The sequence below is a fragment of the Pedobacter sp. TM02 genome (genome assembly GCF_059705275.1).
In genome coordinates this window covers 1,673,930-1,692,244 of record NZ_AP046530.1, presented here as the reverse complement: position 1 = coordinate 1,692,244, position 18,315 = coordinate 1,673,930, and the positions used below count along the sequence as shown (strand labels likewise).

Genomic DNA, 18,315 nt, shown 5'->3' with positions numbered 1-18,315 from the left:
AATAAATTTCTGACCCTACATCTACCTATGAAAAACATACCCCCGAAAGGGTAAGCCCAAATATAACTACATTTACTTTAAAAAGAAAGTTTAAACATACTTTTTTTATTTATCGTATAAATGTGACATAAAAAAAACTTACATCGACTAAAAAACCTTGTTTGACGCATTAGAAAAGGTATTTGGTGCTTAAAAAATTTGAACTGTTGCTGTCAATAATTTCGTTGAGCAGGTGTTTGTTGTTGTCGTTAAGCTTGGTGGCCACCAAAGAACGGATAGAAAAAGAGCGTAAAGCGTCAACAACCGACAAAGTTCCTTCGGCGCTGTCCTTTCTTCCGGTAAAAGGGAACACATCCGGACCGCGTTGGCATTGGCAGTTGATATTGACCCGGCTTACCTGATTAACCAGGGGATCGATCAGCGCGGCCACCTCCTGGTCGTTATTGCTAAAAATGCTCACCTGCTGGCCGTGGGTCGATTCGATAAGGTATTGGATGGTTTCTTCCAAATCATCAAAAGGCACTACCGGCACTACCGGACCAAACTGTTCTTCGGTATATAATTTCATTTCGGCGCTAACCGGATAAACTATAGCGGGATAAACGAACGATTCGTTGGTGACTCCCCCATTTTCGTTAACGATTTTGGCTCCTTTGGCAAGGGCATCGTCTAAACATTCTTTTAAATAGGCTGGCTTGTGCGGTTCTGGCAACGGCGTAAGCGACACGCCTTCTTGCCAAGGCATACCGAATTTGAGTTTGGCAACTGCTGCCGCAAGCTCTTCCAAAAACTGATCGGCCAGGCTCCGGTGCACAAAAATAATTTTCAATGCCGTACACCTTTGTCCGTTAAAAGAGAGCGAGCCCAATACCGTTTCCTGTACAGCCAGCTTTAAGTCGGCCTGTGCGGTAATGATGGCGGCGTTTTTGGCATCCAATCCTAAAATTGCACGCAAACGATTTACTTTGGGGTGCATTTTCTTTAACTCGTTGGCTACCTTGCTCGAACCGATGAGCGTAAGCACATTGATTTTGCCCGATTGCATCAAACCTGGAATGATTTTGTTGCCACGGCCATAAATGGTATTGACCACTCCCGGCGGGAAACAATTTTTGAATGCTTCCAGCAAAGGATAGAACAACAGCGTACCGTGTTTAGGCGGTTTAAACAAAATGGTGTTGCCCATAATCAGGGCCGGAATCAAGGTGGTGAAGGTTTCGTTTAAAGGGTAGTTGAACGGCCCCATGCACAACACGACGCCCAATGGCGAGCGACGGATCTGCGCTACAATGCCCTGTTCCATGGTAAAACCCGATGATTGTCTATCTAGATCTTTCAAGGCATCGATGGTAGCGTGGATATATTCGATGGTACGGTCGAACTCCTTCACCGAATCGGCATAGGTTTTACCGATTTCCCACATGAGCAGCTTGACGACTTCTTGTTTCTTCTCGATGATCTGGTGCGTAAACTTCTCTACGTGCTGGATGCGTTGCGCAACACCCATGGTTGGCCATTCGCCACGGCCATTGTGGTAAGCGTTAACCGCTGCCTCTAAAGCTGCCGAAGCTTCTGCCTCGTCGCAAAGCGGATAGGTTCCGATAATTTTTCGTTGCAAACCATGGGCTGTTTTTACGCATACCGGCGAGAGCACGGTGTGTACGTCGCCATTCCATGGCAACATTTGGCCATTGGAAAGGTACTCTCGCTGGTTCACCTCGGCTTCTAACTTAAAAGCACCAGGTATCTGCTCTTCCGTTGGGAAAAGATGGTCTAGTTGTTCTTGAAAACTCATGGCTTATAGGTCGTTGATTACTTTATATTTAGGAACTAGTGATTTCATGATAAACCAGGCCAGCAAATAAGCTACGGCACAATAGGCAAACATAATGGTGTAACCCACCGTCATGTTCGATTGTACCAAAGGCTTTTGAACCGCCAGTAACTGGTCAAACAAAGCGGGGTTAATTGCTTTTACTTTAGCTGCTACTTCTGTAGGCAACTTGCTGAGTTCCATGGTGGCCAAGTTTACTTTATCGCCATATTTGCTCAACAATTGAAGCGAGCTGATCTGGTTAATGAAATCGGCATTGCCCAGCTCCTTAAATTTGGCAAAAGATTCGCCTATTCCCTTATGGGCATAGCTATCAAAAATCCAGCCGCCAATTTTAGTGATGAGCACACCACCCAAACCGCCAGCCATGCCACCAATGCCCACCACCGAACCTATCGCTCTTTTAGGAAACATGTCTGAAACTGTGGTAAATATATTGGCCGACCATGCCTGGTGTGCTGAAGCGCCAACACCAATCAGTACTACCGGCACCCAATAAGAATAATGACCAAATGGCTGTGCCAATAACACGACCAACGGAAAAACCGCAATCATCAGCATGGCTTTCATCCGGCCATCATACGGTGAGTAACCTTTATTAATGAAGTGTTTTGGAAACCAGCCCCCGCCGATACTGCCCACCATGGTCATACTATAAAGTACGGCCAAGGGAATGGTAATATCCGGACCTTTCATTCCGTATTGATCTTTTAAATAACCTGGCAACCAAAACAGGAAAAACCACCACACACCATCAGTCATGAATTTACCAATAACAAACGACCAGGTTTGTTTGTAGCCTAACAGTTTTAACCAAGCCACTTTTTCTTGTTTGCCGGCAACCGTTTGTTCCTCATCGCTATTGATATAAGTTAGTTCGGCAGCGCCTAGTCTCTTTTGCTTTTCTGGACTTTCATAAAAAACAAGCCAGAAGAACAGCCATAAGAAACCAATGGCTCCAATAATTTCGAAAGCGGTTTCCCAACCCCAGTGCGAAGCAATCCAAGGAACCGAAATTGGTGCCAAAATAGCACCCACATTTGCCCCAGAGTTAAAAATACCCGTTGCCAACGAGCGCTCTTTCTTAGGGTGGTACTCGGCTGTAGCTTTAATGGCTGCCGGAAAGTTTCCTGCCTCGCCAATGGCCAAAACCGCCCTCGAAAACATAAAACCCAAAATAGAAACCGGAATGGCGGTTAAACCCAAAGTGGTGAGCAACGACGACAAGCTGCCGCCAATGGTAATGGCATAAGCGTGGATAATAGCACCGATAGACCATACGATAATGGCGATGCCGTAGCCCCATTTGGTACCCAGTTTATCTACAAACCGGCCGGCAAACAACATGGCAATGGCATAAGTAAACTGGAAAACCGCAGCAATATCTGCGTAATCGCTGTTTGACCACCCGAACTGTTCTTCGAGGGTAGGCTTTAATAAACTCAATACCTGCCTATCGAGGTAGTTTACGGTGGTAGCAAAGAACAACAGTGCGCAAATAGTCCACCTGTAATTGCCGATTTTAACTTGGTTCATTTGATTTGGTTTATGTTGGTTGATCTTGGTTTATTGATTGTTGGTAAACACTAATAGTGGTTACGGTTTTACTTTATTTACGATGGCCAAGGTTTTCGTGGTCAGTGAAAACAAGGTATCGTAATCTTTATTTTCTAAAATCTGCTTGCTTATCAGCTTGCTGCCCATGCCTACGGCACAAACGCCTGCCTTGAACCAGCTATCGATATTGCTTTCTTCAATTTCTACCCCGCCTGTTGGCACAAACAACTGGCCTTGAAATAGCTCTTTGATGGAAGATAAGTAGCTTGGCCCTAAAATATTGGCCGGAAACAACTTGATAATTCCCGCCTGGTTTTGGTGGGCCAAATTGATTTCGGTTGGACTCATGCAGCCTGGGATCCATAGCTTGTTGGCTTCGTGAACCAATCGGCCTACTTCCAAATCCACTACGGGGCAAACCACAAAATCGGCATCAATTGCCAAGAAAGCTTTCGCCTCTTCTACATTTTTAATGGTTCCGATACCCAGAAACAAATCTTGCATTTCGGTTTGAAGCGCCTGTTTAATGAACTTAAAGTTCTCCAGCGCCGCATCGCCCCTGTTGGTATATTCGAAAACCCTTACACCTGCACGGTAAAGGGTACGGATAATGTCTAAGCTTAGTTGGGCATCTTGATCATAAAAAAGCGGCAACAATCCCTGGGTTTTAATGGCCTGTATAGCGGTTTCTTTGTTTTTCATCGTTATTGGAATTGATGTTGGGTTAATGTTCGTTCGATGGCAGCTACATTAGCTGTTGTGCAATCGCTCAGGATAAACAGCTTGTTAAAGGCTGCGGCCGTGGCAAAATCAACGATATGCTGTGGCTCGTTTTGGTTGTAGAAACCATAAATCAGACCCGCCATGTAGCAATCGCCACTGCCTACCTTGTCTAATATTTCGGCCGATTTGTATTCTTTCGAAACGTACAGCTGAGCATTAGCGTACAAGGTGGTATAATATTGAATGCCTTTAAGGTAATCGAAACGGAAAGTATTGGCTACCGTTTGGCATTTGGGGTATTGTTGAATAATTTCCGCTGAAGTTTTTTGAGCTTGCGCCAGCAAAGCTTCCTTGTGGGCTTCTTCTATGCCGTTGGGCAGGCTAATATCGAGCATTTTATGGGCCGCCCAGATATTGCCCATAATCAAATCGGCGTATGGGGCCAGTTGAGGCATCACTTCGGCTGGCTGTTTGCCATATTGCCAAAGCTTGGCACGATAATTCAGGTCGACAGAGATTTTGATGTTACGTTTGCTGGCGGCCTTAACGGCTTCGAGACAAACATCGGCTGCCGCTTGGCTCAAGGCCGGACAAATGGCACTGAAATGAAACCAGCTGATGCCTTCGAGCACTTCATCCCATTTGATTGTACCGGTTTGGAGCATGGCAAAGGCCGAATTGGCCCTATCGTAAATTACCCCTGCATTTTTGAGGTCTTTGCCTTTGGGCAGGTAATATAATCCTATCCTATCGCCACCCTCATAAATGCGCGAGGTATCGATGTTGCACCCCTGCATATAACCGATCAGCTGTTCTGACATGAAATTTGCAGGCAAGGCCGTGAAATAAGCCGATGGTACCTCCCACAAGGCCAATGCCGTAGCCACATTAAGCTCGGCGCCGCCTACATAAAAGGGCAACTTGTTTTCTTTTAGCCATTCGCCGTCTCCATCTGGACAGATGCGCAACAACAATTCTCCGAAGCTCAGTACCTTGCCCATATTAGAAATTGAAATAAGTTTTGGCGTTATGGTAGCAAATGGCCTGGATTACCTCTCCCAACCAGGCTTTATCGTTTGGCAATTCGCCGTTTTCTACATCTGTACCAAACAAATCGCAAAGGATGCGCCTAAAGTATTCGTGGCGGGGAAACGACAGGAAGCTTCTCGAATCAGTTAACATCCCTACAAAACGACTGAGCAAACCCATGTTAGACAAAGCGTTCAGCTGTTTGATCATTCCATCTTTTTGATCTAAAAACCACCAAGCCGAGCCCCATTGCACTTTACCTGCCACCGTACCGTCATTATAATTTCCAATCATGGTAGCCATCAGTTCATTATCGGCCGGATTGAGGTTATACAAAATAGTTTTAGCCAAGGTATTGCCCGAATCAAGTTTATTGAGAAATTTAGCCAATTGTTTGCCCTGAACAAAATCGCCAATCGAATCGAAACCAGTATCTGGGCCCAAAGAAGTGAGCAGGCGATTATTGTTATTGCGCAAGGCACCCAAATGGTATTGTTGTACCCAGCCTTTTTCGTGATCCCATAAGGCGAAATTGAACAGCATGGCCGATTTGAACTTCAGGTTTTCTTCCCTGCTCAGGCTTTGTTTGCTTCTGATTTTGGCAAAAATGTCCCTTACTTCGGCTTCCGTATAGTCTTCGGCATAAATCTGCTCCAGGCCGTGGTCTGAAACCGATGCACCGTTGCTGGCAAAATAATCGTGTCGCGCTTTTAGGGCGGCCAAATAGCCTTCGTAATTGGCAATCTCTGTTCCGCTAATGTCGGCTAATTTATCGATATAGGCATTCAAGGCATCCACATCGTCGGCATTCATGGCTTTATCTGGCCTAAATGCAGGCAATACCTTGATCTCGCAACTGCTGTTTTTGAGCTGTTGGTGATATTCCAGCGTGTCTAGCGGATCGTCGGTGGTACAAAGCGTTTGAACGTTCATCATGCGCAACAAGCCTTGCACACTGTATTCCTTGGTTTGCAATTTGGCATTGCACGCGTCGTATATTTTTTGGGCATTGGCAGCCGATAGCGTTTCGTGGATGCCAAAATAGCGTTGCAACTCGAGGTGTGTCCAGTGGTACAGGGGGTTTCTCAACGTATAAGGAACCGTTTCGGCCCATTTTTCAAATTTTTCGAAATCCGAAGCACCGCCGGTGATGTAATATTCGTCGATACCATTGGCACGCATGGCCCGCCATTTATAGTGATCGCCATAAAGCCAAACCTGAGTAATGTTTTCAAAGTTCTGATCGGCAGCGATCTGATCGGGCATTAAATGGTTGTGATAATCAATGATCGGCAGCTGCTTTGCAAATTCGTGGTAAAGCATTTGCGCCGTTTGGCTTTGCAATAAGAAATTATCGTCTAAAAAATTTTTCACGCTGTTTTATTTATAGTTCGTTATCCGAAAAACGGGAGGTCGGAGGTTTACAGTTTTTGGTTAGCCACAATGACGTTAACGCTAAACGCCACTGAAAATCGAGAAGCCTCCGTCAACGCAGATCATGGCTCCGGTTACAAACTGCGAAGCATCGCTCAGCAGCCAAACCAACGCGCCCTTCAGCTCGTCTGGATCGCCAAATCGTTTGAACGGTGTTTGTTTGATTACCGATTCGCCACGTGCAGTATAGCCATCAGGTGTGGTTAACAGGTTGCGGTTTTGCTCGGTAAGGAAAAAACCTGGCGCCAATGCATTCATCCTGATCTTGTCGCCATAACGGTTGGCTAGTTCAACGGCAAACCATTGGGTGTAGCAATCAACCGCTGCCTTACCCATGTTATAGCCCAATACTTTGGTTACGGCTTTTTTAGAGTTCATTGACGAGATGTTGACGATACTGCCTTTTCCGGTTGCGGCAATGGCTTGGCCAAATACCTGCGTTGGAATTAAAGTACCCCAAAGGTTAAGGTCGAGCACTTTTTTCATGCCGTCCATTTTCATTTCGAAAACGCTTTCTTCGGGTTGCAGCACGCCATCGGGCATATTGCCACCAGCCGCGTTAACCAAACCGTCTATTTTTCCGAAAGCTGCCAAAACTTTTTCCCTGGCCGCAATCAGCTGGGCTTCGTCCATGGCATCGGCAATCAGGGCAATGGCTTTACCTCCATTTTTATTAATGGCATCGGCTCTTTCGTTGGCCACAGCTTCGTTTCGGCCCAAAATGCCAACCGTGCCACCTGCTTCTACAATGGCGTTGACAAATGAATTGCCCAAAATACCAGTTCCCCCGGTTACGATGATTACTTTATCTTTTAAAGAAAATGATTGTTCCATTATTTAATGTCTTTTACTGCAATGGTGTCCATATCTGCATAGTCGAGGTTCTCGCCGGCCATGCCCCAAATAAAACTATAGTTCTTCGTACCGCTGCCTGCATGGATGCTCCATGTTGGCGACAATACGGCTTCGTGGTTAGCCACGATGATGTGACGGGTTTCCTGAGGTTCGCCCATGTAGTGGAAAACACGATGGTCATCGTCGACATCAAAATAGAAATACACTTCCATCCTGCGATCGTGCGTATGTGGCGGAATGGTATTCCAGATGCTTCCGGTTGAAAGGATAGTCAGCCCCATCACCAACTGGCAGCTTTGGATGCCATCTTTGTGGATATAGCGCATGATGGTGCGCTCATTTGCGGTTTCTACGGCTCCAAGTTTTGCAGCGAATACTTCTTTGTTCTGTACATAGGTAGTTGGGTAAACCGCGTGTGCCGGTGCCGACAAAATGTAGAACACGGCTGGATGGCTGGCATCTTTGCTGGCAAAGCTTACCTCTTTTACGCCTTTGCCCAGGTACAAACCATCGAGCTTAGCCATGGTGTAGGTTTCACCATCGGCGGTAATGCTTCCTTCGCCACCTACGTTAATGATACCCATTTCGCGTCTTTCTAAAAAGAACTCGGCGCGGAGGATTTCATAGTTGCCTAAGGCTACGGTCTGCTTTTCTGGCGTAATCAAGCCAGTAACCATCCTATCGTAATGCGAATACACAAAATTCGCTTGATCTCTTTCTTTCAATCCATCCAGCAAAAAACGTTCTCTGATCTTGTCGGTCTGATAGGTTTTGAAATCGTCTGAATGTACAGCTTGTATAATTTTCATCAGTAAATATTTATTAAATTCTGTTATAAAGATACCCCTCTTTTCCAAGGTATAAAATCATCTTGGTTAAGCAAAACGGCTTTGGGGGTTATTTCTCCACTGGCCGCTTTGATGCAGTACTCTAAAATAGCTTCGCCCATTTGTTCAATGGTCTTTTCACCTTCTATAACCGGACCGGTATTGATATCGATGATATCGCCCATGCGTTTAGTAAGGCCATTATTGGTAGCCACTTTAATGACCGGGCAAACCGGATTGCCGGTTGGGGTGCCCAATCCTGTAGTAAACAAAATGAGGGTTGCCCCCGATGCTGCCTTGCCGGTAGTAGCTTCAACATCGTTTCCGGGCGTGCAAACCAGGTTGAGGCCAGGCTTTGTAGCCGGTTCGGTGTAGTCGAGTACGTCTTCGATTGGCGAGGTGCCTCCTTTTTTGGCTGCGCCGTTGCTTTTGATGGCATCGGTAATCAGGCCGTCTTTGATATTGCCCGGCGAAGGGTTCATGTGAAAGCCCGAGCCTGCATTTTCTGCGGCCTGGCTATAGGCGCCCATCAGCCTGATAAATTTTTTGGCGGCTGCTTCGTCTTTGGTGCGATCGATCATATTTTGTTCGGCACCACACAACTCTGGAAACTCGGCCAATAACACGGTTGCGCCCAAGGCCACCAGCAGATCAGCACAGTAGCCTACAGCTGGATTGGCCGAAATACCGCTAAAGCCATCGCTGCCCCCACATTTAACGCCAACATTGAGTTGGCTTAAAGGCGCTGGCGCACGTTCTATCTTGTTGGCTTCAATCAGCCCTACAAAAGTCTGCTTAATGGCTTCGGCAATCATGTTTTCTTCGCTTTGCGATTGCTGTTGCTCAAAAATGTATAAGGGTTTATCGAAATTGGGGTTTCTTGCTTTTAAATCGGCCATGAAATCGGCCACCTGCAGGTTCTGACAACCCAGGCTCAGCACGGTTACACCAGCCACGTTGGGATGATCGGCATACGCGGCCAACAATTTGCTCAATACGGCCGCATCTTGCCTAATGCCTCCACAGCCACCTTGATGGTTTAAAAATTTAATGCCATCAATATTTTTGAACAACCGATGATGCTGGGCACTCTCCAAACTTAATGGCGTCTGCAACGCAGCAATATCTTGTCCGTTTTGGTAAGCTTGCACCAAATGATGGGCATAACTTTTGTATTTGGCCGTTACCGCATAACCCAATTCGTTGTGCAAAGCCTCGCGAATAACATCCAGGTTACGGTTTTCGCAAAATACCGTTGGAATGAACAACCAATAATTGGCCGTTCCTACCTTGCCATCGGCACGGTGGTAGCCCATAAAAGTGCGATCTTTAAACCTGCTTACATCGGGTGCCTGCCATTGGTAATGGTAAGGACGGTATTGGTAAGGGGCAGCCGCATGTTTCAGGTTATCGGTAGTCATCAAGGTACCGGCTTTTAAGGGATACTGGATTTTGCCTACCAGGGTACCGTACATCAGCACTTCGTCGCCGGTAGCCATATTGTGGGTATAAAACTTATGCTTAGCCGGAACATCATTTTGGAGCTCGTAAGCTTCGCCTTGGTAGTTCACGGTTTGACCGGCTTTCAAATCGCTTAAAGCTACGAGCACATTATCTTTGGGGTGGATTTTTAAAACCAGCTGTTTCATGCTAAAATGAGTTTAGTTTCAATGGGGTCAATTCGGCCAGGGCTACATCAATTCCTTCTTGGGCAATCAATTCATATTTGAGGCATACTGCTTCTACAAAACCCGGCAAATCAGGCAATGCCGTTCCCCAAAAATGGCTGTCGTTCAACACATCTTTTACATAAGCACGAGGCTCTTTTTTCGATTGTTCGGCAAAATATGCTGCATTATCGTCGGTAATGAGGTACGACGCGTTATCGAACAAGCCATAAAACTGTCCGTTCTCTTGCTTATCAACTTGCATAAAGCGCAAATAAGCCGCAAAACCCAGCGCCATGTATGCCGGTACTCTGTTAAACAACTGATAATAGTTGAGCAAGAGCGGCAAAATGCGGATTTTCATCTTCATGCTATACTGAAAGGTAATGTTAAGCCATAAATGCCTGATAGCAGGATTGGCAAAACGGTCTTTTACGCTGCTGGCAAAGGCCGAAGTGGCTGCTTCGCTTACCGCATACGGAATGGCCGGACCAATTTCGGTGGCCATCACTTCTTCGATATAGCTGCTGAGCAATTCGTTGTCCATGGCATGCTTTACCGTATCGATACCTGCCAAAAATGCGATGCCGGAGCTTAATGTATGGGTGCCGTTGAGCAGGCGCACTTTAAGCTCGCGATAGATTTCGATATCGTTGGCTATAATCAATCCAGCATCTGCCTGGGCAAATGCAAGGGTTTTGGCCACTTTTTCGTCGCCTTCTATGGCCCATAGGCGATAGGGTTCGGCCATCGATAGCAAATGATCGGTATAGCCTAGCTCGGCCTGTAGGTTGGCCAGGGTTGCAGCATCGGGTTTGCCCGGCACAATACGGTCGACCAACGAATTGCAGAAAGTATTTTCGGCGTGCAACCAATTGATAAAATCGTTGCCTAAGGTATTAAAATTGGCTAATTCAAGCACAATTTGTTTGAGTTTGGCCCCATTATCGGGAATGAGTTCGGTGGCGATGATGACCAAACCGCTGTCTTTAGCTCCGCCAAAAGCTTTAAATCGTTCGTACAGAACGGCCAACACCTTGGCTGGAAAAGAAACCGGGGGTTGCTGGGCAATGCTTTCGTTAACGAGCTGTATGCCTACTTCGGTGGTATTGGAAACAATGATTTTTAAAGCTGCCGATTGCGCAATGTCTAAAACGGACAGCCAATCTTCTGTTGCCGAAATAACCCTGCTAATGGCCGAAGAAACGATGTTTTCTGTTACGGGCAGGCCGTTTTCTAAACCACGTACACAAAGCGTGTACAAGGAATCCTGCTGGTCGAATTCGGTCGTTGCGCCCGAAGTTGATTTAACCACGGCCACTCGTCCGTTAAATATGCCTTGACGATTTGCTTTATCTATAAAATAATCTGGCAGGCCACGCAACAATACACCTGTACCAAATTGAAGCACCTTTTCTGGGAGCTCAAAAATTTGCGTAGCGGGCAAAGTAAGTTTCGAAGCCGACAGGGCGTTCAGATTTTCTCGAGATAAAATCATTTTTAGAGTATGCTGTTCAATTTTATGTTTCGCCAACAAAGATTTATTCGGTCTTTATGGCATTTGGTTAAAGCAATTCTACATAATTATTGCTAGGAAAAACGGGTTTTTGGCGCAAATATTTGCGCAATCGTTCCCGAGAACCTTGCCGTAAAAGTCCAGCATTTTAAAGATGAACCTGCACTTTTTCTGGGCCTATCCATTGCACAAGCTGAGGCAGGTCGTAATAGCTTAATACCTTGGGGATAACCAGGCCATAGCGGTCTTTGGCCAAAGGTTCGTGCAAGAACTGCTCGTAAGTTGGCGAACTTTGATAAAGGTTAAGTTTCGTAATTTGAGGCGCCAGCAAGGCCGCGTGCAAAGCCACTGGGGCCAACTGCCCAACAGCATTGATTTCGATGTTTGCACCCTGCAGGTTGGCATCTCTTTCAATCATAGCAACGAGATTGAGCAGGTCTGTGGTACGCTGACCAATTAAGGGTGGCCCCACATGCAATGCCAACAGGGCGTTGCGGTATTCGCGGTTAAAGTATTTAGGGTCGTTCAGCTCGGCTTTGTCGGCAGTTTCGCCAACGCCGCGTACATCAGCTAAAATCAGGGCTACATCAGTCGCAACATGGGCTTGAAGCTTCGAAATGCTATCTGCTAGTTTATTTTTTCCCTTGTCGCTAAGCCAAATGACCACTTTTTTGGCTTTTTGTTTCGGATAATGGACCAACAAAGGCAGGGGCACCTGATTTGCTTGTCGCAAGATTATTTTTTCGAATTCCAAACTACCTGCTGTTACCTTGCCTTTTTGTTCTAGCGCAAAAGGTTCGATTACTTGTTTGATGCCTAATAGTTTACTGATTTTCTTCTTTTTTTCGGTCAAGGGCAATTGGGCAAAAACTGTCCTCGATTTTTGCTGCTGTTTAAATACCTTCAGGTTTTGTGTGGTGATATTGGTTTCGTTAGGATAATCCAAGCTCACTTTGCCTTTGGCTGTTGCCCACAGTTCCTGCTCGCTCAAAGTTGGCCAATCCTCTTCTTTAACAGGCTTGGCATCGTGATAAAACCATTGGCGAAACCATTGCACCGCCCGTTCGCGCTTGGGTTTGGAAATGCCGTGCCCATCGTCGAAAGTAAAAAGCGAAAGTTTTGAAGAGGCCCCAAGACGCTGGTAAACCTTTTCGAGATCGGCGAATGATTGCAACATGCCCCGGTAATCGATAAAATCATAACGTCCAGCCAATATGAGTATAGGCTTTGGTGCAGCGGCAAGGAGATAATCGGCCATTTCAAGGTTATTTTGACCTTCGCCTGGGATTTGCGCACAACCATCGGCCGCGCCCGTAGTTTCGAAAGTATGCGCCCTGCTGGCCAAATAGCTGCAAGGCACAACCACTTTTACCCGCTCGTCAAAAGCGGCAAAATAAATGGTTTGCATGCCTCCGCCACTGTTCCCGGCACAACCTATCCTGTTCACGTCTACTTCTGGCCTGCCACACAAATAATCCATAGCCCGCACATTGTCAAAGAGTTCGTAGGCTGCCACCGAACTGCCCACCAGGTTGCTCGAAAGGTTAAGCAAGGTATGTTCGGTAGTGGAGCCTCGGGTAAGTGCCTTCCCTTGTTCGTCAACGAGTTGCACACGCTCGCTTTGCGAAATAGGATCGACAACAAACACCACAAAACCGTTTTTAGCTAATAGAATGGCTGTTTTTTGATAGGATTCTGTGGCCTTGGCTGCATCTTCGTGTCCACAAAAAAGCAAAACTGCCGGAAACTTGCCTTGGCCGTCGGGCACATAGAGATTGCTTGTAACGTGATGGTTTTCGAAACTTTGGTAAACTATTTTCTCGATACGATAACCGCTTTGCTTAATGGTTCCATTGATTTGGGCTTGCAAAGCTGCCTTCGGTGGCAACTGGCCAACTAGGTCCTTGAATTTGCGTTTAACCGATTGGATATACGCCTGTATACCAGCCCGGGTTTGGAGCGCATTCGTCAACTTGAACTGCCTGTCTTGGTATTGCAAATCCATTTGCTGCACCAAATAGGTATTGAGGCTGACATCGGTTTTCCAATCGAGTACATTGAACTGCTTTTGGGAATAGCAAGAAACCACAACAAACTGTAAACCAAAAAATAATATAATTCTACCTAAAGTTTTCATTGCTAATTGCCTAGGGTCTTTAGTTTGCAGTTGACAGGTGGCAACTGTCAATAAACAAATGAGCTAAGGATTAGCCTTTTGCCATTTGGGATATTCTTTATAAACCAGATTAGCAGGCCAGGTACCGTACCAGCCATAACCATTTCTGCGTTCGAAGCTGATATCGGCCACATTGGTTTTGACCGAGTTGTCACGATCGCCGAAAATGGGCTGATTGGTGTCGAAATCGTAAAAGCGGGCCCAGATTACCGAATTTTGGTCGGCAATCAAGCCTTTATCCTTTCCGTCAGGCAATTTATCAAAACGATAGCCTTTAATCTGATTGGCCTCGAACCAAGCCACCGCATTTTGAATAGCGGATTTTACTGCCGGTGAAGGGTTTTTTAAGCGCATCAAAAAGCGAACAATGCCCACCGACTCGGAGGTGCTGAGCGAAGCTGGTTCAAAATTTCTGGCCTTGGCTGGCTTTAGGCTGTTTTGATCGTACTGCGCCGCCCAAATGCCTGGTTTTCCTTTTTGGAGTACCTGTGTTCTCAACATACAATCCACCCCTTTTGCTACGGCTTCTTGCGCTTTGGCCACATAAGCTTTATCAACTACATCAAAATCATCGCTTTGCGTGGCTATATTCAACATGATGTTCAGCACATTGGCCATGGCATCGTCATTGTAAGTGATTTCTGCGCGATAAAGGCTTTTGTCGGGATAATATTGGGGCCAGCCTCCATTGGCATATTGGGCTTTTAAAAGATAATCCAAACCCTTCTCAACCGCCTTCAGGTAAGCTTGGTTACGCGTTGACTGATATGCTTTTACCAAATAATTGATTTCCCTGCTGGTAGCCTTGTTATCAATGGTGGCATGGAGGTAAGTAGTGGCTTTGATTTTGGCCATTAATGCATCGTCTATCGGCGTTTCGTATTTCACCACGCTCTTATCTTCCAGTTGTTTCGGCCAGCCACCATTACTCAGTTGGTAAATTAGCATTTTTTCGGCCGTTGCATCAGTTTGCGCAGGTGCTACATTGGTATTTTGTGCCACTGCACAAGCCGATAGGGATAGGCAAACCAGCGTAAAAAATATTTGGTTCAGTATTTTCATTATTTTTTGATTGCATTAACCTGTTTGGCCAACCAGTTGACCAATTCGGCACCTGCTTTTAAATTATCATAGCTAGCCGGCAATTTTCTGCCATCTACATATTCGTTGTACAGCCAAGGATCGCCAATCACATAAACCACGCCTTTACCGTATTTGGTTACCGACATCACATCGTCGGCATCTTTGTCTTTTAAGATAGACTGTGCTGGCGAACTTAGTTTCAGGCTGCTGTACTCCTTGATAAAGAGGTTGCTCGATTTTTTAAAGATTTCATTCCCAGCCGGAATGGTAACTTTTGCCGTTTCAAAATTGGTAGCTACCGGAACCGTGCCTTTGGTATCGCCATTGAAATGAACGCCAAATTTGCCCGCCAATTCGTTAAAATGGGTCAGTTCCACATTAGGTGCATCATTACCCATCAATACCAGCACACCACCGGCTTTCACCCATTCTGTAATGTTGTTGATGGCCGCTGCATCAATGAAGTTGGGTTTAGGGTTTTCTTTCTCAAAATCAGGGTCTACGATGATGTAAACTGAAGCTTCTTTTAAATTGGCCAAAGTTGGTGCCTGATACAGTGTCTTGGTTTTAAAACCAGCCAAGTTAAACTGGGTGGCCCAGAACGAAAAGCCGCCGTTAGCCTGCTCATCCCATTTGTAATGCCAAGAAACCACATTATTGCTTTGATCGGTACGGGTTTCGCTGTTGAAATACGAATCGAGCAATACGGTTTTACCCGATACCAGTTTTGGCGCTGCAGCCATTTCCATTTCGTTTGCGGCCAACAAAAAAGCGCCCACGCCTTTCGGGTCGTTGGTGATTACTTTTTCGCTCAGGTAGTAGGCATAGCTGCCATCGCGGTAAGGCTTGCCACCCAAACCCGATACGCTTACCGTACCTTTAAGATTGATTTTTCCGGTCCCAGCCTGTTCAACAAATTCTTTTTGGATGCCTTTGTAGCCTTTATCGGCCACGGCAAAGTAGCTGGAAGGCAAATAGCCGTTACGTACGGCCTTGGCCAAGGTATAAACAAACATGCTCGATGCCGAAGCTTCAGGGTAATTGCCCTTGCCTTGGGGCTGGTCTAAAATATCGTACCATAAGCCCGATTTCGGATCTTGTGTTTTTTGCACTGCTGTTGCATAACGGGACAAAATGGCCAGGAGTTCTTTGCGTTTAGGGTTATCTTGCGGAAAATAATCCAATACATCTACCAGCGCCATACCGTACCAGCCCATGGCCCTGCCCCAAAAATTTGGCGATTTGCCTGTGGTTTTATTGGCCCACTGCTCGCTTTTCGATTCGTCCCAGCCATGGTACAACAAACCGGTTTTAGTGTCTCTGGCATTTTTTTCCATCCAGATAAACTGGTTGGCAATGTCGTCGAAGGCTTTTTGGTTGCCAATTAAAGCGGCATACTCGGCATAAAACGGCTCGCCCATGTACAGGCCATCGAGCCACATTTGGTTAGGATAGATCTTTTTATGCCAAAAGCCCCCTTCTTTGGTACGTGGTTGCTGTTGCAGCTGATCCCACAGCAAAGTGGCGGCCTTGAAGTATTTGCTTTGTCCGGTTACTTTGTACAGGGTAAGCAGCGAACGGCCATTTTTGACGTTATCGATGTTGTAATCGGCTTGTTTGTAGCGGTTGATGTTACCATCCTTGGTTACAAAGAAATCCATGCTTTTTTGCATGTACTTGAAATATTCGTTGTTGGCAGTCCTTTTCCAAATCCCGTCTATGCCTTCTAAAATCACGCCTTGATCATAAGCCCATTTTACGGGTTTAGGATTGGCGGGGTCGAGGTTCAATGAATCTTTCCAAATTTCCATAACGGTTGCCGCCATTTGTTGCGACAAAGGTTGGGTCTGGGCATTGGCCTGAAAAGTCAGACCTGCGAAGGCGGTTAATGCGAAGTACTTTAAAAAAGGCTGTTTCTTCATGCTACTTGTTGATTTGCAACGACTTTTCTGTTGCTCCTGCCACGAATTCGGATTTTTGCTGTGCTTTACCACTGTCTAAACCCGAACTTACAATGGCACTGTTGCGATCGCCGCTGATGCGGAAAAGCAACTGGGCAGAATTGTAATTGATGTTTTTAAGGTTGATGTTATTTCCGTTTTGTATGTTGATTAGTGGGTTGGCCTGGGCCACCACTAAATTTACACGATTTAAGCTGATGTTTTGGGCTTCCTGTAAATCGATGCCTTCTTTGGCCTTGATGCTCAGGTTGTCCAAAGTGATATTGCTGATGCTCAATTCGGGCAGCCCCCTTACAAAAATGGCTTTGGCCGCACCGTCGCATACCACATCGCTGATGTGAAAATCCCTGAACACCGGGGTTTCTTCGGTAACCGGCAGCAACTGTACTTTAGGGGCGTCTCTTTTTTCACCACTTAAAGGCACCGGATCTACCGCTGCATAATACATATCGAACAAGATGGCCTCGCCGATAATGTCTTTCATGTTGATGTTCTTGACAAATATTTTTTCAACTACGCCTCCCCTGCCTCTGGTTGTTTTAAAGCGAAGACCAATATCTGTACCTATAAACGAACAATCGTAAACAAAAATATTTTTAGCACCACCCGACATTTCGCTGCCGATTACAAAGCCACCATGGGCATGGTAAACGGTACTGTTGCGAATGATGACGTTCTCGGTGGGCATGCCACGTTTCCTGCCTGCCGCATCGCGACCGGATTTGATGCAGATGCCATCGTCGCCTACATCAAAGGTACTGCCTTCTATCAATACGTTTTTGCACGATTCGATGTCGATACCATCACCATTTTGGGCATACCAAGGATTTTTGGCGTATACATTCCTCACAGTCAGGTCTTCGCACATCAAAGGATGCAGGTTCCAGGCTGGCGAATTCTGAAAAGTAACGCCTTCGAGCAAAATCCTTTTGCATGAAGTTAAAACCAAAAGGTTGGGCCTTAAAAAATCTTTGATCGACTGGTAGAATTCTGGGGTTTTGTCGGGCGTAATTTCTCCCGGATTTTTAAGTTTTGAGCCTTTCAGGGTCTTTTCTGATGGATACCAGGTCTTTTTATCGTCGCTTACCAAACCACCAGAGGCCACCAGGTTCTTCCACTGGCTTTCGGTAAGCTTGTCTTTTTTCACCATCCGCCAGGCATCGCCGGCACCATCGATAATGCCATAGCCGGTAATGGCAATATTTTGTTGGTTGGTTGCCCAAATTGGCGACTGGTTGCGCATTTGAGGCAAGCCCTCCCAATTGCTGGCTACCAAAGGATATTGATCAAAATCTCTGGTAAACTGCAGTATTGCATTTTTCTGCAGGTGCAGGTTTACATTGCTTTTCAGCTCGATAGGCCCGCTAAGCCATATTCCTTTCGGAATAAGCACCACGCCACCGCCCTTTTGGCTGCAGGCTACAATGGCCTCGTTAATGCTTTTGGTATTGAGGGTGAGGCCATCGCTTTTGGCTCCGAATTTTATGATGCTCAAAGTGTCGGCCTTGAAAGAGGTTTTAGCTACCGAAGGCAGGTTGGCAAATGAATAAGCCGTCTTGGCATTCGACTGTGCGTTTGCCAAGCCAGGTGCAAGGGCCAAAAAGGCCAAGAGCGCCACTGTGCTTTTTTTCATTTTTGCCATACGGTTTACTT

At 46.1% G+C, this 18,315-nt stretch carries 13 protein-coding genes; all 13 read right to left on the bottom strand.

Going from position 1 to position 18,315, the window contains the following annotated elements; all coding sequences use genetic code 11:
• Positions 1 to 169 precede the first annotated feature (169 nt).
• The gene (locus tag AC6H1S_RS07060; RefSeq protein ID WP_497565666.1) at positions 170 to 1,795 is read right to left on the bottom strand and encodes an NADP-dependent glyceraldehyde-3-phosphate dehydrogenase; all 1,626 of its coding nucleotides are present in this window, start codon (positions 1,793 to 1,795) and stop codon (positions 170 to 172) included.
• A gap of 3 nt (positions 1,796 to 1,798) precedes the next feature.
• Positions 1,799 to 3,370, bottom strand: a complete 1,572-nt coding sequence (locus AC6H1S_RS07055) for an MFS transporter (RefSeq protein ID WP_199138972.1) — start codon at positions 3,368 to 3,370, stop codon at positions 1,799 to 1,801.
• A 60-nt stretch (positions 3,371 to 3,430) separates the two neighbouring features.
• Positions 3,431 to 4,093 (bottom strand): beta/alpha barrel domain-containing protein, encoded by a 663-nt coding sequence (locus AC6H1S_RS07050; RefSeq protein WP_497565665.1) that lies wholly within the window; start codon positions 4,091 to 4,093, stop codon positions 3,431 to 3,433.
• 2 nt (positions 4,094 to 4,095) lie between these two features.
• Positions 4,096 to 5,115: a PfkB family carbohydrate kinase gene (locus AC6H1S_RS07045; RefSeq protein WP_497565664.1), complete on the bottom strand. Its 1,020-nt coding sequence runs from the start codon at positions 5,113 to 5,115 to the stop codon at positions 4,096 to 4,098.
• A gap of 1 nt (position 5,116) precedes the next feature.
• Positions 5,117 to 6,517, bottom strand: coding sequence for a glucuronate isomerase (gene uxaC, locus AC6H1S_RS07040; protein WP_497565663.1), 1,401 nt, complete (start codon positions 6,515 to 6,517; stop codon positions 5,117 to 5,119).
• 81 nt (positions 6,518 to 6,598) lie between these two features.
• Positions 6,599 to 7,411, bottom strand: a complete 813-nt coding sequence (locus AC6H1S_RS07035) for an SDR family oxidoreductase (protein ID WP_199138964.1) — start codon at positions 7,409 to 7,411, stop codon at positions 6,599 to 6,601.
• Positions 7,411 to 8,241 carry a 5-dehydro-4-deoxy-D-glucuronate isomerase gene (gene kduI, locus AC6H1S_RS07030; protein ID WP_497565662.1) on the bottom strand — a complete coding sequence of 277 codons (831 nt, stop codon included), beginning with the start codon at positions 8,239 to 8,241 and terminating at the stop codon, positions 7,411 to 7,413. Before kduI ends, AC6H1S_RS07035 begins: the two co-directional genes overlap by 1 nt.
• A gap of 23 nt (positions 8,242 to 8,264) precedes the next feature.
• The gene (locus AC6H1S_RS07025) at positions 8,265 to 9,908 is read right to left on the bottom strand and encodes a UxaA family hydrolase (RefSeq protein ID WP_497565661.1); all 1,644 of its coding nucleotides are present in this window, start codon (positions 9,906 to 9,908) and stop codon (positions 8,265 to 8,267) included.
• A 1-nt stretch (position 9,909) separates the two neighbouring features.
• Positions 9,910 to 11,424: a tagaturonate reductase gene (locus tag AC6H1S_RS07020; protein ID WP_497565660.1), complete on the bottom strand. Its 1,515-nt coding sequence runs from the start codon at positions 11,422 to 11,424 to the stop codon at positions 9,910 to 9,912.
• 166 nt (positions 11,425 to 11,590) lie between these two features.
• Positions 11,591 to 13,579, bottom strand: a complete 1,989-nt coding sequence (locus tag AC6H1S_RS07015) for an alpha/beta hydrolase family protein (protein WP_497565659.1) — start codon at positions 13,577 to 13,579, stop codon at positions 11,591 to 11,593.
• 63 nt (positions 13,580 to 13,642) lie between these two features.
• Positions 13,643 to 14,680, bottom strand: a complete 1,038-nt coding sequence (gene pelA, locus AC6H1S_RS07010; protein WP_497565658.1) for a pectate lyase — start codon at positions 14,678 to 14,680, stop codon at positions 13,643 to 13,645.
• Positions 14,680 to 16,623, bottom strand: coding sequence for a glycoside hydrolase family 88 protein (locus tag AC6H1S_RS07005; protein WP_497565657.1), 1,944 nt, complete (start codon positions 16,621 to 16,623; stop codon positions 14,680 to 14,682). The genes pelA and AC6H1S_RS07005 overlap by 1 nt, the downstream gene beginning before the upstream one ends.
• A 1-nt stretch (position 16,624) precedes the next feature.
• Positions 16,625 to 18,295 carry a glycoside hydrolase family 28 protein gene (locus AC6H1S_RS07000; RefSeq protein ID WP_497565656.1) on the bottom strand — a complete coding sequence of 557 codons (1,671 nt, stop codon included), beginning with the start codon at positions 18,293 to 18,295 and terminating at the stop codon, positions 16,625 to 16,627.
• Between the last annotated feature and the right edge of the window lie 20 nt (positions 18,296 to 18,315).

Bases quoted from the DNA above. Each gene is read 5' to 3' on its own strand.
- AC6H1S_RS07005 (WP_497565657.1), bottom strand. From the start codon at position 16,623: ATGAAGAAACAGCCTTTTTTAAAGTACTTCGCATTAACCGCCTTCGCA.
- pelA (WP_497565658.1), bottom strand. From the start codon at position 14,680: ATGAAAATACTGAACCAAATATTTTTTACGCTGGTTTGCCTATCCCTA.
- AC6H1S_RS07045 (WP_497565664.1), bottom strand. From the start codon at position 5,115: ATGGGCAAGGTACTGAGCTTCGGAGAATTGTTGTTGCGCATCTGTCCA.
- AC6H1S_RS07035 (WP_199138964.1), bottom strand. From the start codon at position 7,411: ATGGAACAATCATTTTCTTTAAAAGATAAAGTAATCATCGTAACCGGG.
- AC6H1S_RS07000 (WP_497565656.1), bottom strand. From the start codon at position 18,295: ATGAAAAAAAGCACAGTGGCGCTCTTGGCCTTTTTGGCCCTTGCACCT.
- AC6H1S_RS07025 (WP_497565661.1), bottom strand. From the start codon at position 9,908: ATGAAACAGCTGGTTTTAAAAATCCACCCCAAAGATAATGTGCTCGTA.
- AC6H1S_RS07050 (WP_497565665.1), bottom strand. From the start codon at position 4,093: ATGAAAAACAAAGAAACCGCTATACAGGCCATTAAAACCCAGGGATTG.
- AC6H1S_RS07055 (WP_199138972.1), bottom strand. From the start codon at position 3,370: ATGAACCAAGTTAAAATCGGCAATTACAGGTGGACTATTTGCGCACTG.
- AC6H1S_RS07020 (WP_497565660.1), bottom strand. From the start codon at position 11,424: ATGATTTTATCTCGAGAAAATCTGAACGCCCTGTCGGCTTCGAAACTT.
- AC6H1S_RS07015 (WP_497565659.1), bottom strand. From the start codon at position 13,579: ATGAAAACTTTAGGTAGAATTATATTATTTTTTGGTTTACAGTTTGTT.
- kduI (WP_497565662.1), bottom strand. From the start codon at position 8,241: ATGAAAATTATACAAGCTGTACATTCAGACGATTTCAAAACCTATCAG.
- AC6H1S_RS07060 (WP_497565666.1), bottom strand. From the start codon at position 1,795: ATGAGTTTTCAAGAACAACTAGACCATCTTTTCCCAACGGAAGAGCAG.